Here is a 14,023-nt window from a genome sequence, read left to right on the forward strand (position 1 = left end):
GGGGCGTCAGGAGTCGCCGGAACCGAGGGCCCGTACGACGGCCGACGGGCTCGGCCGCCCGAGCTGGCCGGCCATCCAGGTGCTCGTCGCCACGACGGCGTCGAGATCGACACCGTGCTCGATGCCGAGCCCGGTCAGGAACCAGACCAGGTCCTCGGTGGCGAGGTTGCCGGTCGCGCTCTGGGCGTAGGGGCAGCCGCCGAGGCCGCCCGCCGAGGCGTCGTACGTCGTGACGCCGGACTGCAGGCCGGCGTGGACGTTCGTGAGCGCCTGGCCATAGGTGTCGTGGAAGTGCAGGGCCAGCCGGTCCGGGCCCACGCCCGCCTCCGCGAAGGCCGCGACGAGGGCCTTGACCTGGCCGGCGGTCGCCACGCCGATGGTGTCGCCGAGGCTGAGCTGTCCGACGCCGAGGTCGAGGAGTCGCCTGCCCACCGCGACGACCTGGTCGGCGGGAACCGCACCCTCCCACGGGTCGCCGAAGCACATCGAGACGTAGCCGCGCACGTCCATCCCGGCCTCCAGCGCGGCGGCGACGGTGGGCGCGAACATCTCGAACTGCGAGTCGAGCGTCCGGTTGAGGTTCCGGCTCGCGAAGGTCTCGGTCGCCGAGGCGAACACGGCCACGTGGCGCAGGCCGAGCTCGGCGGCGCGGTCGAGGCCACGCCGGTTGGGCACCAGCACCGGCAGCTGGCGTGCGGCGTCGCCGAGCTCGGCCGTCAGGCCGGTCATCAGGTCGGCGGCGTCGGCCAGCTGCGGCACCCACCGCGGGTGCACGAAGCTGGTCGCCTCGACCACCGGGAGCCCGGCGGCGAGCAGTCGTCGCACGAAGGCCGCCTTGACCTCGGTCGGGACGACGGCTGCCTCGTTCTGCAGCCCGTCGCGCGGGCCGACCTCGTAGATCGTGACCGCCGAGGGAAGGCCGGGCTCGGGGACGACCATGGGGAGGGCGCTCATGCCGCTCCCTCCTCGGTGTCGCGCTGGACGGCGAAGAGCTCGGCGCCCAGGGCGACCTGCTGCCCCGTCGCCGCGCCGACCGCGGTGACCGTGCCGGCGTACGGCGCCTTCAGGGCCAGCTCCATCTTCATCGCCTCCACGACGCCGAGGACGTCACCCTCCGACACGGTGTCACCGACCGCGACGCGGACGTCGAGGACCGTTCCCGGCATCGGCGCGAGGACGGTGCCGTCACCGGCCGCGGCGCCGTGGTCGGCACTCGCGTCGGGGCGGCGGAAGAGGTAGCGCTGGCCCTGGTGGGCCAGCTCGACGTGGTGGGGGGTGGTGTGGGCGCTCACTCCGCTCACTCCGGCACCCGGCAGCACCACGTCACCATCCTCGAACTCCACCACGACCGGCGCGGCCGGACCGCCCATCCGGAAGCCATCGGCGGCGAAGGGGCCGGACGCGGTGGCGTGGGCGTCGAGCCAGAGCCGTGCGGCGATCGCGCGCGCCGGCGCCGGGTCCGGAGGTGGGACGTCGTGACGGTCGAGCCAGGCGGTGTCGATGCCGCCCGGGACGGCGAACTCCTCCCCCGCGGCGAGCACCCGCAGGAAGCCGGTGTTGGTGGTCAGCCCGAGGATCGCGGTGTCGTCCAGCGCCGCGACGAGGGCACGGCGCGCGCTCTCGCGGTCGCGACCGGAGACGATCACCTTGCCGAGCATCGGGTCGTACGACGTGCTCACGACCTGTCCGGACTCAAGCGCGTGGTCCACCCGGGCCTGCGCGGGCCACACCACCGCGGTCGCCGTACCGGCCTGCGGGAGGAAGCCGCCGAAGGCGTCCTCGGCGTAGATGCGCGCCTCGATGGCGTGCCTGCCGAAGCGCACCCCCGCCTGGTCGAACGGCAGCGGATCGCCCGCCGCGACGGCGATCTGGCAGGCCACGAGGTCGACCCCGGCGTGGATCTCGGTCACCGGGTGCTCGACCTGCAGCCGGGTGTTCATCTCCAGGAAGTAGAACTCGCCGGTGCTCGTGTCGAGCAGGTACTCGATCGTGCCGGCGTTCTCGTAGCCCACCGAGGCGGAGAGCGCGACGGCGGAGGAGTGGATGCGCTCGCGCAGCCCCTCGTCGAGCGCGGGCGCCGGCGCCTCCTCGAGCACCTTCTGGTGACGGCGCTGGACCGAGCACTCGCGGGTGCCGAGGTGGACGACGTTGCCGTGGCTGTCGCCGAGCACCTGGACCTCGATGTGGCGTCCGCGCTCGACGTACTTCTCCACCAGCATGGTGTCGTCGCCGAAGGCGCCGGCGGCCTCGCGCCGGGCCGCGGCAACGGCCGCGTCCAGCTCCTCGGGAGAGCGCACGACCCGCATCCCCTTGCCGCCGCCGCCAGCAGCGGCCTTCACGAGCACCGGATAGGCGAAGCCCGCCGGGTCGTCGGCGAGGTCGTACGACGGCACCACCGGCACGCCGGCCGCGACCGCGAGCTCGCGGGCCGCGTCCTTGCGTCCCATCTGCTCGATCACCTCGGGACGGGGGCCGATCCAGGCGATGCCGGCACCGGTGACGGATGCCGCGAACGAGGCGTTCTCGGAGAGGAAGCCGTAGCCGGGATGGATGGCGTCGGCTCCGGCCTCCTTCGCCGCGGCGAGCACCGCGTCGGCATCGAGATAGCTCGGGACGCGGAGGGCGACGTCGGCGTCGCGCACGTGCAGTGCGCCGGCGTCGACGTCGGTGTGCACGGCGATGGCGCGGATGCCGAGCTCGCGGCAGGTGCGGAAGACGCGCCGGGCGATCTCGCCGCGGTTGGCCACGAGGACGGAGCGGATCTCGGTCATCTCGATCACATCCTGAAGATGCCGTAGGAGGGGGCGGGCGTGGGCACCGCGGACACGACCTCGAGCGCCATGCCGAGCACCCGACGGGTGTCCGCCGGGTCGATGACGCCGTCGTCCCACAGGCGGGCCGAGGCGTAGTAGGGCGAGCCCTGGGTCTCGTACTGGTCCTTGATCGGCTGCTTGAACTCCTCGTCGTCCTCGCGGCCGGCGACCGTCGCGAGCACGTTGGCCGCCTGCTCGCCGCCCATGACCGAGATCCGCGCATTGGGCCACATCCACAGGAAGCGCGGGTCGTACGCGCGACCGCACATGCCGTAGTTGCCGGCCCCGAAGGAGCCGCCGATCACGACCGTCAGCTTGGGCACGACCGAGCACGCGACCGCGGTGACCAGCTTGGCGCCGTCGCGGGCGATCCCGCGGTTCTCGTACTCGCGCCCGACCATGAAGCCGGAGATGTTCTGCAGGAACAGCAGCGGGATGCCGCGCTGGTTGCACAGCTCCACGAAGTGCGCCCCCTTGAGCGCGCTCTCGGAGAAGAGGATCCCGTTGTTCGCCACGATGCCGACCGGCCGGCCGTGGATGCGGGCGAAGCCGCAGACCAGGGTGTCGCCGTACAGCTGCTTGAACTCCTGCAGCCGGCTGCCGTCGACCAGGCGCCGGATCACCTCGCGGACGTCGTACGGCGTGCGGGTGCTGGCCGGCACGACGTCGTAGATGCTCTCCGGCGGCTCGTGCGGCTCCTCGACCTCGGCGGCGGGCGTCGGCTCCGGCGCGGGAAGGGTGTCGACGATCCCGCGCAGGATCCGCAGCGCGTGCGCGTCGTCGTCGGCGAGATGGTCGACGACCCCGGACCGCCGGGCGTGCACGTCGCCGCCGCCGAGGTCCTCGGCACTGACGACCTCGCCGGTGGCGGCCTTCACCAGGGGCGGTCCGCCCAGGAAGATCGTGCCCTGGTCCTTGACGATCACGGTCTCGTCCGACATCGCCGGGACGTAGGCCCCGCCCGCCGTGCACGAGCCCATCACGGCGGCGAGCTGCGGGATCCCGCGCGCCGACATGTTGGCCTGGTTGAAGAAGATGCGGCCGAAGTGCTCCTTGTCGGGGAAGACCTCGTCCTGCAGGGGAAGGAAGGCGCCGCCGGAGTCGACGAGGTAGATGCAGGGCAGCCGGTTCTCGGCGGCGACGGTCTGCGCCCGCAGGTGCTTCTTGACCGTCATCGGGTAGTAGGTGCCGCCCTTCACCGTCGCGTCGTTGGCGACGACCATGGCCAGGCGGCCCTCCACCCGGCCGATCCCGGCGACGACACCCGCCGCGGGGACGGCGTACTCGCTGCTCTCGGGGTCGGCGCCGGGCTTGCCGTACATCCCGTAGGCCGCCAGCGGAGCCAGCTCGAGGAAGGGGCTGCCGGGGTCGAGGAGCCGGTCGACCCGGTCGCGCGGGAGGAGCTTGCCGCGGTCGGTGTGCTTGGCGCGGGCCGCCTCGCTTCCACCCCGGCGGACGCGGGCCAGGCGCGCGCGCAGGTCGGCGGCCAGGTCGCGGAGGGAGGGCTCGGGAGTCTCGGACACCCGATCAGGTTAACGATCGTTAACCTGATCTGTAAAGCCCTCTTCCCCCGACCGATGCGCGGCGTCCATCGCGCGGACGCGGCGCGCCGGGTGGCCTAGCCTTCGGGGGTGACCGTGACCGAACCGACCCGCCGCGAGCAGATCCTGGCCACCGCCGCCGACCTGTTCGCCGCGCGGGGCTTCCACGGCGTCTCCGTCGCCGACCTCGGCGCCGCGTGCGGCATCTCGGGGCCCGCTCTCTACAAGCACTTCGCGTCGAAGCAGGCGATGCTCGCCGAGATGCTCACCTCGATCAGCGAGCGGCTGCTCGAGGTCGGCCGGGAACGCGTGGCCGCTGCGGGCGGCGACCCGGCCGACGCGCTGCGCGGCCTGGTGGACTGGCACGTCGAGTTCGCCCTCGGCCACCGCCCGCTCATCATCGTCCAGGACCGCGACTGGGAGTCCCTCCCGAAGGACGCGCGGGAGCAGGTCCGCCGCCTGCAGCGCTCGTACGTCGGCCTGTGGGCCGACCAGCTGCGCGCCCTGCGCCACGACCTGGACGGCGCACGAGCCCACGCCGCCGCGCAGGCCGCGTTCGGGCTGCTCAACTCCACCCCGCGCGCCGGCCACGGCATTCCCGACCCGGTCCTGCGCGAGCTGCTGGGCTCCATGGCGCTGGCGGCACTCGGCGTGAGCTCCTCCTAGCCGGTCGCGCGCGTCACGGCGCGTCGCTCCCGGTCCCGGCGCCCTCCGAGGGCCGGTCCACGACCTGGCCGGCGTGGGCCACGAGCCAGCGGCCCGCGAGCTTGTGGAGGTAGACATCGGCCGCGGTGCCCTCGTCCCAGTGGATCACGGCGTGCACGGAGGGCGGAGCACCCCCGGCACCGGGCGCCCGGCGCTCGAGGTCGAGCCGGACGAGACGTCCCTGGGGAAGCCGGGACAGCCTGGTGTCGCGGTAGCTGGTCCACAGCTCCTCGGTGAGCAGGGGACGCAGCCGGGCGAGCCAGCGGTCGAGCCCGCCGCTGCGGTCGGTCAGCGCCGCGGCGTACGCCTCACCGGCTGCCCGCCAGGTACGACGCCCGGCGGGCAGCGGGGCTGCGGGTGCCGACGAGCTCGGTGCCGGGGAGGGCACGACCGCGGACTGGTACGGCTCGGGCGCGGAGCGGCGGGTGACGACCACGAACACCGTCACCGCGACGAGTGCCCCGAGGAGGAGCAGGACGAGGGCGCGGGTCAGCGGACGGTGCACGACGACTCCCTCGCGCTCGAACGGGATGCGGGACTCATTCGACCTCCTCGGGGGGCGGCAGCGTGTCCGTCGTGTGCGTGCGCAGCCAGCGTCCGAGACGGTCCTCGGCGAGCGCCGCGAACATGGACCGGGTGGCGGGACGGTCGAGGGTGACGACGCTGGCCCCGTCGATGGTCGGCGTGCCGGTCACCGGGACCGTCGCGAACGTGAGGTCGTCGGCGCGCAGGTGCCTGCTCTGCAGCGCGAGCCGTCGCATCACGCCGTTGGTCATCCCTGCGTCGACCGCGATGGTGGTGGACAGCTGACCCACCAGCTCGACGAGCCGGTGCGGGCTGGTGAGCGTCCCACTGCCGGCCACCTGCGCGAAGAGGGCGCGCAGGAAGTTCTGCTGGCGCTGGATCCTGCTGAAGTCGCCGCGGCGCAGCGAGTGCCGCTCCCGGACATAGGCCAGGGCCTCGGCGCCGTCGAGGCGGCGGGTTCCGGCCGGCCACGTGCTGCCGTCGATCGGGCTGCGGGTGTCCTCCGGCAGGTGCAGCTCGACCCCGCCGACGATGTCGGCCACCCGGGACAGCCCGGTGAGCCCGATGACGACCGCATGGTCGATCCGCACGCCCGTGAGGTCCTCCACGGTGCGCGCCAGCAGGCGCGGACCGCCGTAGGAGAAGGCCGCGTTGATCTTGGTCCGGCCGTGTCCGGGCACCGCCACGTAGGAGTCGCGTGGGATCGACACCAGCTGCGCCGACCTGCGGTCGGCGGGAAGGTGCAGAACCATGATCGCGTCGCTGCGGAACAGCCCGGGCGTCCACCCGCGCGACGCCAGCTCCTCGTAGACCGACGGACCGCGCTCGGCCCCGTCCGGGTCGTCGACGGCCGCGACGAGCAGGTTCAGCGCGCGCCCGCCCGTCGCCGGCGGCCGGTCGGGCCGGTCGACGTCGAGGGGGAAGCGCGAGATGTCGCCGAGCTGACGGTCGGTGTAGACGACCATCCCGGCGACGACGCCGGCCAGCACGACCAGCACGACGACCACGATCGCGAACAGCCGGCGCATCCAGCGCCGGTCGGAGGCCGCGGGCCGCGCGCTCGCGAACGCCGAGCCGAGGAAGTCCTCGCCCCCGGTGTCCTGCGCCGATCCGCTCGCGAGGTCCGGTCCCGCGCTCACCGCAGACCTCGCGAGTGGCCCCGCCGCGGCCGGGCGGGTTCGCGGCCGGCTCGCGCCACGACGCCGCTGGAGATGTCCACGCCCAGGTTGGACCAGCACGGCGTCCAGACCTGACGCCGGAGCGCGGACACGCCGACCGGACACGGCGACTGTCAGGTCCGCGGCCGTTCGGGGTCCACGTCGTTGGGCCTCGGTGCGACCGGGCCCCGGCGGCGGGCCGGCGTGGGCCTGGGTCCCGGCCCGCTGCCGTCTCCGTTCCTCGCGATCCCGCGAGGACGTGTCGTGAGGGGGGAACGATGGATCGGATGCGCCTCGGCCGAGCCCGTGTGGTGGCGAGCCTGGTCGTGCTCGACCTGACGGCGTGGGTGCTGGCGGTCGCCGCGTTCTGCGGTCTCCGGCTCTCCAGCGTGGGCGCGGCGTCGAGCGTCGAGTGGCCCTTCGTCCTCGCCGCGGGCGCTGCCACCGGAGTCCTGCACGTCCTGCTGGGCGCCGGCACGCACCTGTACCGCGGGCGAGCTCCTCTGGGCAGCCTCGACGAGGCCTTCCTCCTCGGGTCGACGGTGCTCGGTGCCGGTACGGCGCTGACGGCCTTCAGCGTGGTCGTCCTCGAGCCCTTCCTGCCCCGATCGGTGCCGCTCGCGGCGGCCTGCCTGACCCTCGCGCTGACGGCGAGCCTCCGAGCCGGCATGCGGCGCTCCATCGAGCGACGCCAGGAGCGCTCGGCGCGGTGGCAGGCCACCCCGGTCCTCATCGTCGGCGCCGGCCCCTCGGGCCGCGCGGTCGTGGAGGCGATGCTCGCGAGCCATGACACGGGGTGGCGGCCGGTCGGACTCCTCGACGACGACCCGCGGCGCAAGCACCTGCGTCTGCGTGGCGTGCCCGTGCTCGGCCACACCGACGACCTCGCTCGCGTCGCGCGCCAGACGGGCGGGCAGGCCGTGGTGATCGCCGCGCCGGAGGCACCCCCCGCGCGGCTGCGGTCCTGGGCGTCGGCGGCGAGGGACGCCGGGCTGCAGGTCAAGCTGCTGCCGGCGATCACCGACCTGCCCTCGGGACTGACGGACATCCGCGAGCTGCGCGACATCCGGGTGGAGGACCTGCTCGGCCGCCAGGTGATCGACACCGACGTCGCCAGCATCGCCGGCTATCTCACCGGCAAGCGGGTCCTGGTCACCGGGGCCGGCGGGTCGATCGGGTCCGAGCTGTGCCGCCAGATCCGGCAGTTCGCGCCGAGTGAGCTGATCATGCTCGACCGCGACGAGTCCGCGCTGCACGCGGTCCAGCTCTCCCTGGAGGGCCGGGCGCTGCTGGACACCGCGGACGTGGTGCTCGCCGACATCCGCGACCGCGCCGGACTGGTCCAGATCTTCGAGGAGCGCCGCCCGGAGGTGGTCTTCCACGCCGCCGCCTCAAGCACCTCCCGATGCTGGAGCAGTACCCGGGCGAGGCCGTCCAGACCAACGTCTGGGGCACCCTGAGCGTCCTCGACGCGGCGGTGGCCGCGGGGGTCGAGCGCTTCGTCAACGTCTCGACCGACAAGGCCGCCGACCCGACCTGCGTGCTGGGCTACAGCAAGCGGCTGGCCGAGTGCCTGACCGCCGACGTCGCCCTCGAGGCGGAGGGCGTCTACCTCTCGGTCCGCTTCGGCAACGTCCTGGGCAGCCGCGGCTCGGTCCTGTCCACCTTCGCCAGCCAGATCGCCGCAGGTGGCCCGGTGACGGTGACGCACCCGGACGTCACGCGCTACTTCATGACCATCCCCGAGGCGGTGCAGCTCGTCGTGCAGGCCGCGGCGATCGGCGACCGCGGCGAGGTGCTGGTCCTCGACATGGGCGAGCCGGTGCGCATCCTGGACGTGGCCGAGCAGATGATGGACATGGCCAGCACGACCGTCCCGGTCGAGTTCACCGGGTTGCGTCCGGGCGAGAAGCTCCACGAGAACCTGCTGGCACAGGGCGAGCAGGACACCAGGCCTCGCCATCCCCTCGTCTCCCAGGTCCCGGTGCCGCCCCTGGCCCGCGAGGCCGTCTACCGGATCGACGTCCGGGAGGACCCGCGCCGGCTCACCGCGCGCCTGGCCGAGCTGTGCGCACGGGTGAGCGCGCCTGTGTCGCGCCCGTCCCGCCTGGGTCCGACCGTGCCCGTCGACCGCAAGCCGGTGGGCGCATGAGGTCGCTGCCGTGACGCGGGTGCTCGTCACGTCGGCGGGACAGCGCGTCTCGCTGGTGCGTGCCTTCCGACAGGAGCTGGCCCGGATCGACCCCGAGGGACAGGTGCTCACCTGCGACCACCGGCCGGAGTGGAGTCCCGCCTGCCAGGTCGCCGACGGGACCTTCGCCGTGCCCCGGGCCGACGCGCCGGAGTACGCCGACGTGCTGGTCGCGGAGTGCGTACGGCGACAGGTGGCGGTCGTCGTGCCGACCATCGACACCGAGCTGCTGCCCTTGGCCCGCGCGCGGCAGCGCTTCGCCGACGCCGGGGTCCAGGTCGTGGTCTCCTCTCCCGAGCTGGTCGCGACCTGCCGGGACAAGCGGCTCACCAGCGCCTTCTTCCGGGAGCGCGGCATCGAGGTGCCGGCGCCGGTGGACCCGTCCGCCCCGACCTTCCCGTTGTTCGTCAAGCCGTACGACGGCAGCCGGTCCGCCGGAGCGGCGGTCATCCGCGACCCGGAGGACCTCCGGCACGCGCGGCGGGACGAGGAGCGCCTGATGTTCATGGAGTACCTCGACGGTGAGCACTACGAGGAGCACACCGTCGACCTGTACTACGACCGGCAGCACGAGCTGCGCTGCCTCGTGCCACGCCGTCGACTCCAGGTCCGGGCCGGGGAGGTCAGCAAGGCCGTCACCAGCCGCAACGCGCTCGTGCCCTTCCTCGCCGAGCGGATGGCGCGGGTCGAGGGGGCCGCCGGCTGCCTGACCGCACAGTTCTTCCTGGATCCCGTCGGAGGGCGGATCGTGGGCATCGAGGTCAACGCGCGCTTCGGCGGGGGCTATCCGCTCAGCTACCACGCCGGCGCCAACTACCCGCGGTGGATCCTCGACGAGTACGTCCGGGACCTGCCCGTGGCGCCGTACGACGACTGGCGCGACCAGCTGCTCATGCTCCGCTACGACGACGAGGTCATCCGTGATGCGGCTGCCGGTCGGCCCTGACACCCAGCTCGTCCTGGACCTCGACGACACGCTGTACCCCGAGATCGACTTCGTGGCCTCGGGCTTCCGCGCGGTCGCCCGGGCGCTGGGCGAGCGGGCTCCCTCGGTCGGCCCGGGTCTGCTTCCCGCCATGTGGGAGCGCTACCAGGCCGGACAGAACGCCTTCGCCTGGGCGGCCGAGCACCTCGCGGCGCACGGCGTGCACGTCAGCGTGGCGGCGATGCTGCGGTGCTACCGCACCCACGACCCGGACATCGCGCCCGGACCGGGGGTACGCCGGTTCCTCGACGACGTCGTCGCGCTGGGAGCGGGCGTCAGCCTGCTCACCGACGGGCGCAGCATCACCCAGCGGAACAAGGTGCGCGCCCTCGGGCTGACCCGGTATCTCACCGACCTGGTCATCTCCGAGGAGGTCGGCGTGGGGAAGCCCGACGCGCGCAGCTATCGCCTGCTCGAGGAGCGCCATCCCGGAAAGCGCTTCGTGTGCATCGCGGACAACACCGCCAAGGACTTCGTCGTCCCGGCCCGGCTCGGCTGGCGCTCCGTGTGCCTGCGCGACACCGGACGGCACATCCATCCCCAACACCCCCACCCCGATCCCCGGCCCGACCACGTGGTCGACTCCTTCGAGGAGATCGTGGTGGTCGCGGCCGGCCCGACCGCAGCTGCTGCCGAGGCGCCGCGACACCGGTAGCCTGGACGTTCCACACTCGTGGGACAGGCGATGTCCTACGTTCCTCAGATGCAGGTGTTCACCGCGCCATGAGTTCCCAGCAGCAGGCGAGCGCGAGCCCGCGTCCGCGACGCGGGCCCTGGTCGGTGATGCTGTCGGCCGCGCAGGTGGCCGAGGCGGAGGGTCTGCTGGCCTCCACCGAGCCGGCCGCGCTGGACGCGACCGACCCGCGGACCCCGCACGCGGCCTATCTCCTGGCGGACCGCGGCGAGCTGGAGGCGGCCATCGCCGTCGCGACGTCGTTGAAGGGCATCCCCCTCGCGGTGGGCGGGGCCCACGGCGCGCGCTCGGCTCAGCATCTGGCGGACATCGTGACGGCTCGGCTCTGGCTCGCCAGGGTCGGCGGTGACCAGGACCCCGACGCCCGGGACGCGGCCCGCGCCGTGCTCGCCGAGCTCGACCGCACCCCGCTCGACCCACGACGCCTCGCGCTCGTGCGCCTGTGGCTGGCCGAGGCGCTGCACCGCGAGCCCGAGGTGAGCGAGGTCCAGCTGAGCGAGGCCCGTGGCTACCTCACGGTGGCACGCGTCCAGGCGACCCTTCTCGGCCTGGTCCCCCTGGAGGTCACCAGCCTCGCCGCCCTGGCCCTGATGCACCTGCCCTCGGGAGACCTCGAGGCGGCCCGACGGCTGTCCGGAGCGGCGTTGTCCCAGGGTCTGCTCGACCACCACCGGAGGCCGACAGGCTCGCCGGAGCACGCGCCACGCGACCTGCCGTACTGGCAGTTCGTCGCCACCGCCGTCCATCAGTGGGCCGCGTACTTCCAGGGCGACGCCACCGATGCTCGCGCGCTCGCCGACGTGGAGCGCTCGCTCCCGCTCTACGCCTCCGACGCCGTCACCTGGACCGTCGCCACCACTGTCGTCGCCCTCGCCCACTCACAGAGCGGCGCGATGCCCCACGCGCGCAGTCTCCTCAACGCGCTGGTCAACGACCCGCGCTTCGAAGGTCTCGGCGTGTGGCGGCTGTTCCCCCTGGTCGCGGATGCCTACCTGGCCATCGCGAGCGGCGACGTACGCCGCGTCCGGGCGCGCGAGGAGGATCTCCTGCGGGCGGGAGCACCGGGCGAGCAGCTCCTCGTGCGCGCCGTCCGCCTCGCCGCCGCGGGAGATGTCACCGGCGCGCTCACGACCCTGCACGGCGTCACCGGCGGGCAGGCGCGCTCCACCGGACTCACCTACCCCGTCGCCTGTGCCCTCGAGGCGATGCTCTTCGAGCAGACCGGCCAGCCGGACCGCGCCGACGCGAGCATCCAGCAGGCGCTGGGCACGGCCGAGCCGCTCGGCGCGCGCCGCATCTTCGCCGCCCACGACCCCCACGTCATGATGCCGATCCTGCGCCGGACGGCCGCCCGCCGTACCGCCGACCGGTGGACCGGAGAGGTCCTCGCCCATCTCGAGCGGGAGGTCGCGCGCACCGATCCCCCGCAACGCATCCAGATGCCGGGGCCGCCCGACGAGCCCGACGCGAGCACCGCCGCGGCGCCGAGCACCAGCCCGTCACCGCTGACCGAGCGGGAAGGCCAGGTGCTCGCGCTGTTGGCCACCGGCGCAGGCTCCGCCCAGATCGGCCGCGAGCTCAGCGTCTCGATGAGCACGGTCAAGACCCACCTGCGCTCGATCCGGCACAAGCTCGGCGCCGAGCGCACCAGCCAGGCGGTTGCGATCGCGCGCAGCGCCGGCTGGCTGCCGCCCGAGGCGAGGTGACCCGACCGCCGCGGCCTACGAGGGCTCGAGCCAGCCCGCGCTGCGGGCGACGGCCGCGGCCTCGCCGGTGCGGGCGACGCCGAGCTTCTGCCGGATCGAGCGCAGGTGGGTCTTGATGGTGTTGAGGGAGACATAGAGCTCCTGCGCCATCTGTGCCTGGCTGGCACCCGCGTTGACCAGCCCGAGGACCTGGAGCTCTCGCTCGGTCAGGGGGGAGGGGTTGGTGCGGACGGAGGGCTCCGCCGCCGGGAGCCCGTCGGGGCCGCCGGCGCCCTGGGCGCGGGTCCGCGGCCGGACGGCGATGGGCGCCGGGCGGAGGCCGGCACTCAGCGCGTCGTGGAGGAACTCGAGGACCTCGTGTGCCCACGCGTCCTGGGGGCGTCCCTCCGCCGCCCGCTGCACGAGGCGTGTCATGACCGGGAGGTCGTGCATCGCGAACAGGCGGCGCGCGCCGATGGGCTCGGTCGCCCCGAGCGCCTGCCGGACGCTGCGGTCGGCGAGCGCCGGCTGACCGGACTGCTCGAGCAGCATCGCCTCGAGGACGCACGCCGAGGCGAAGGTCATCCCCGACGACCGGACCTGCCGCTCGGTCACCCCCCGCAGAGCGGTCAGCGCGGCCGCGTTCTCGCCGTCCGCGACCAGCTGCGTCGCGCGGAGAAGCAGGGCTTCGCCGGGCGCCCCCGCCTGGGTCAGGTCGACCACGCGCTCCTGGACCCGGACCGCGTCGCCGCTCGTCGCGGCCAGGTAGCCGTCGGTGACCAGCGGCCGGAGCCGCCACACGCCCAGATCGTCGAAGCGCCGGTCGGCCAGCACCGCGCCGAGCAGGCTGCGTGCCTCCCGGACCCTCCCGTCGTGGGCGAGATGGGCGGCGACCACCGTCCCGGCCACCGTCGCGGCGACGGGGTCGAAGGCGAAGCGCGCCATCCCCTCCTCGAGCGCAGCGATCGCCTCGGCGTCGGTGGGACGACCCTGGAAGTGACACGCCCACTGCTCGACGGCACGCGCGAGGAAGTGCCAGTACGACATGGCCGCGGACGGCGCGGCGTCACCGTCCATCCGCGCGATCCGGGAGAGTGCGGCGGCGGCGAGCCTCGCTCCGGCCTCGACGTCCGCCGAGGGCACCTGGAGGAGCGCGAGACGTGCGAGCGCCGAGGCCTCGAGAGCACCGTTCCCGAGGAGGGCCGCCTGCGAGCGCAGGTGGTTGAGGTGGAGCGCGATCTCGTGCAGCACCGCCCTCTCGCCGACCTCCCGGCTCCAGAACAGCCCCACCGTCAGCGCCAGCCGCAGACTGGCGAGCCGAGGGGAGTCCAGGGCGAGGCTCGCGCTCGGCGCGAGCAGGCGCCGGGCCGCGTGCACGGCCTCCTCGTCGGTGCGCTGCTCGAACCACGCGGCCCAGATGCGCAGCGCCACGAGATCGGCGACGTGCTGGACCCGCTCCCGGTCGTCGTCGTCATCGAGGTCGAGGCCGAGCCCGCGCAGAGCCGCGACCACCGAGACCGCCTCCTCGGTGCGGCCCTGCCGGGCGAGCACGCAGGCCACGCGCGGCAACAGCGGGTGCGCGACGGGCAGGTCCACCGGCCCCGGGTGCTCGTCCAGGTAGGCGCGTGCCTCGTCGACGTGCGGCCCGTCCGCCAACGGCTCCCAGCCGCCGACCTCGCTCAGCGCGACGCCCTCGGCTCGCTGCTCATCCCCCGTCATCGTCCTGC

Annotated in this window: 10 protein-coding genes and 1 pseudogene; 5 read left to right on the forward strand and 6 right to left on the reverse strand. The window is 73.9% G+C overall.

Annotated elements, in window-relative coordinates; genetic code table 11:
- Window positions 1-6 precede the first annotated feature (6 nt).
- Genes ACJ5H2_RS20310 through ACJ5H2_RS20320 form a run of 3 tightly spaced genes read right to left on the reverse strand, consistent with a single transcriptional unit; the run spans window position 7 to window position 4,336 of the window.
- Window positions 7-954, reverse strand: a complete 948-nt coding sequence (locus ACJ5H2_RS20310; RefSeq protein WP_408897251.1) for a hydroxymethylglutaryl-CoA lyase — start codon at window positions 952-954, stop codon at window positions 7-9.
- The gene (locus tag ACJ5H2_RS20315; RefSeq protein WP_408897252.1) at window positions 951-2,771 is read right to left on the reverse strand and encodes a biotin carboxylase N-terminal domain-containing protein; all 1,821 of its coding nucleotides are present in this window, start codon (window positions 2,769-2,771) and stop codon (window positions 951-953) included. Before ACJ5H2_RS20315 ends, ACJ5H2_RS20310 begins: the two co-directional genes overlap by 4 nt.
- A gap of 5 nt (window positions 2,772-2,776) precedes the next feature.
- Entirely contained in the window at window positions 2,777-4,336 is a 1,560-nt protein-coding gene (locus ACJ5H2_RS20320) for a carboxyl transferase domain-containing protein (RefSeq protein WP_408897253.1), read from the reverse strand.
- A 108-nt stretch (window positions 4,337-4,444) separates the two neighbouring features.
- Between ACJ5H2_RS20320 and ACJ5H2_RS20325 the strand changes: the two genes are divergently transcribed.
- On the forward strand, window positions 4,445-5,020 hold the full coding sequence (locus tag ACJ5H2_RS20325; RefSeq protein WP_408897254.1) for a TetR/AcrR family transcriptional regulator: 576 nt from the start codon (window positions 4,445-4,447) through the stop codon (window positions 5,018-5,020).
- A gap of 13 nt (window positions 5,021-5,033) precedes the next feature.
- Here the strand turns inward: ACJ5H2_RS20325 and ACJ5H2_RS20330 are convergent, their stop codons facing one another.
- Together ACJ5H2_RS20330 and ACJ5H2_RS20335 are read right to left on the reverse strand one after the other, a co-directional pair.
- Window positions 5,034-5,564, reverse strand: coding sequence for a hypothetical protein (locus tag ACJ5H2_RS20330; protein WP_408897255.1), 531 nt, complete (start codon window positions 5,562-5,564; stop codon window positions 5,034-5,036).
- A 34-nt stretch (window positions 5,565-5,598) separates the two neighbouring features.
- Entirely contained in the window at window positions 5,599-6,723 is a 1,125-nt protein-coding gene (locus tag ACJ5H2_RS20335; protein ID WP_408897256.1) for an LCP family protein, read from the reverse strand.
- Between the two features lie 686 nt (window positions 6,724-7,409).
- Between ACJ5H2_RS20335 and ACJ5H2_RS20340 the strand changes: the two are divergent.
- From ACJ5H2_RS20340 to ACJ5H2_RS20355, 4 genes and pseudogenes are all read left to right on the forward strand, one after another.
- Window positions 7,410-8,893 (forward strand): annotated as a pseudogene (locus tag ACJ5H2_RS20340) (polysaccharide biosynthesis protein).
- Between the two features lie 10 nt (window positions 8,894-8,903).
- Window positions 8,904-9,878: an ATP-grasp domain-containing protein gene (locus ACJ5H2_RS20345; RefSeq protein WP_408897257.1), complete on the forward strand. Its 975-nt coding sequence runs from the start codon at window positions 8,904-8,906 to the stop codon at window positions 9,876-9,878.
- Entirely contained in the window at window positions 9,856-10,572 is a 717-nt protein-coding gene (locus tag ACJ5H2_RS20350) for an HAD family hydrolase (protein WP_408899656.1), read from the forward strand. The genes ACJ5H2_RS20345 and ACJ5H2_RS20350 overlap by 23 nt, the downstream gene beginning before the upstream one ends.
- A 68-nt stretch (window positions 10,573-10,640) precedes the next feature.
- Window positions 10,641-12,317, forward strand: a complete 1,677-nt coding sequence (locus tag ACJ5H2_RS20355) for a LuxR C-terminal-related transcriptional regulator (RefSeq protein ID WP_408897258.1) — start codon at window positions 10,641-10,643, stop codon at window positions 12,315-12,317.
- Between the two features lie 15 nt (window positions 12,318-12,332).
- On the opposite strand, the gene ACJ5H2_RS20360 is transcribed toward ACJ5H2_RS20355, so the two are convergent.
- Complete coding sequence (locus ACJ5H2_RS20360) at window positions 12,333-14,015, reverse strand: LuxR C-terminal-related transcriptional regulator (RefSeq protein WP_408897259.1); 1,683 nt, start codon at window positions 14,013-14,015, stop codon at window positions 12,333-12,335.
- Between the last annotated feature and the right edge of the window lie 8 nt (window positions 14,016-14,023).

The sequence above is a fragment of the Nocardioides pymetrozini genome, from assembly GCF_046058985.1.
GTDB lineage: Bacteria > Actinomycetota > Actinomycetes > Propionibacteriales > Nocardioidaceae > Nocardioides.

Excerpts from the sequence above, each read along its gene's own strand:
- ACJ5H2_RS20310 (WP_408897251.1), bottom strand. The coding sequence starts at position 954 with ATGAGCGCCCTCCCCATGGTCGTCCCCGAGCCCGGCCTTCCCTCGGCG.
- ACJ5H2_RS20315 (WP_408897252.1), bottom strand. The coding sequence starts at position 2,771 with ATGACCGAGATCCGCTCCGTCCTCGTGGCCAACCGCGGCGAGATCGCC.
- ACJ5H2_RS20350 (WP_408899656.1), top strand. The coding sequence starts at position 9,856 with ATGCGGCTGCCGGTCGGCCCTGACACCCAGCTCGTCCTGGACCTCGAC.
- ACJ5H2_RS20355 (WP_408897258.1), top strand. The coding sequence starts at position 10,641 with ATGAGTTCCCAGCAGCAGGCGAGCGCGAGCCCGCGTCCGCGACGCGGG.
- ACJ5H2_RS20360 (WP_408897259.1), bottom strand. The coding sequence starts at position 14,015 with ATGACGGGGGATGAGCAGCGAGCCGAGGGCGTCGCGCTGAGCGAGGTC.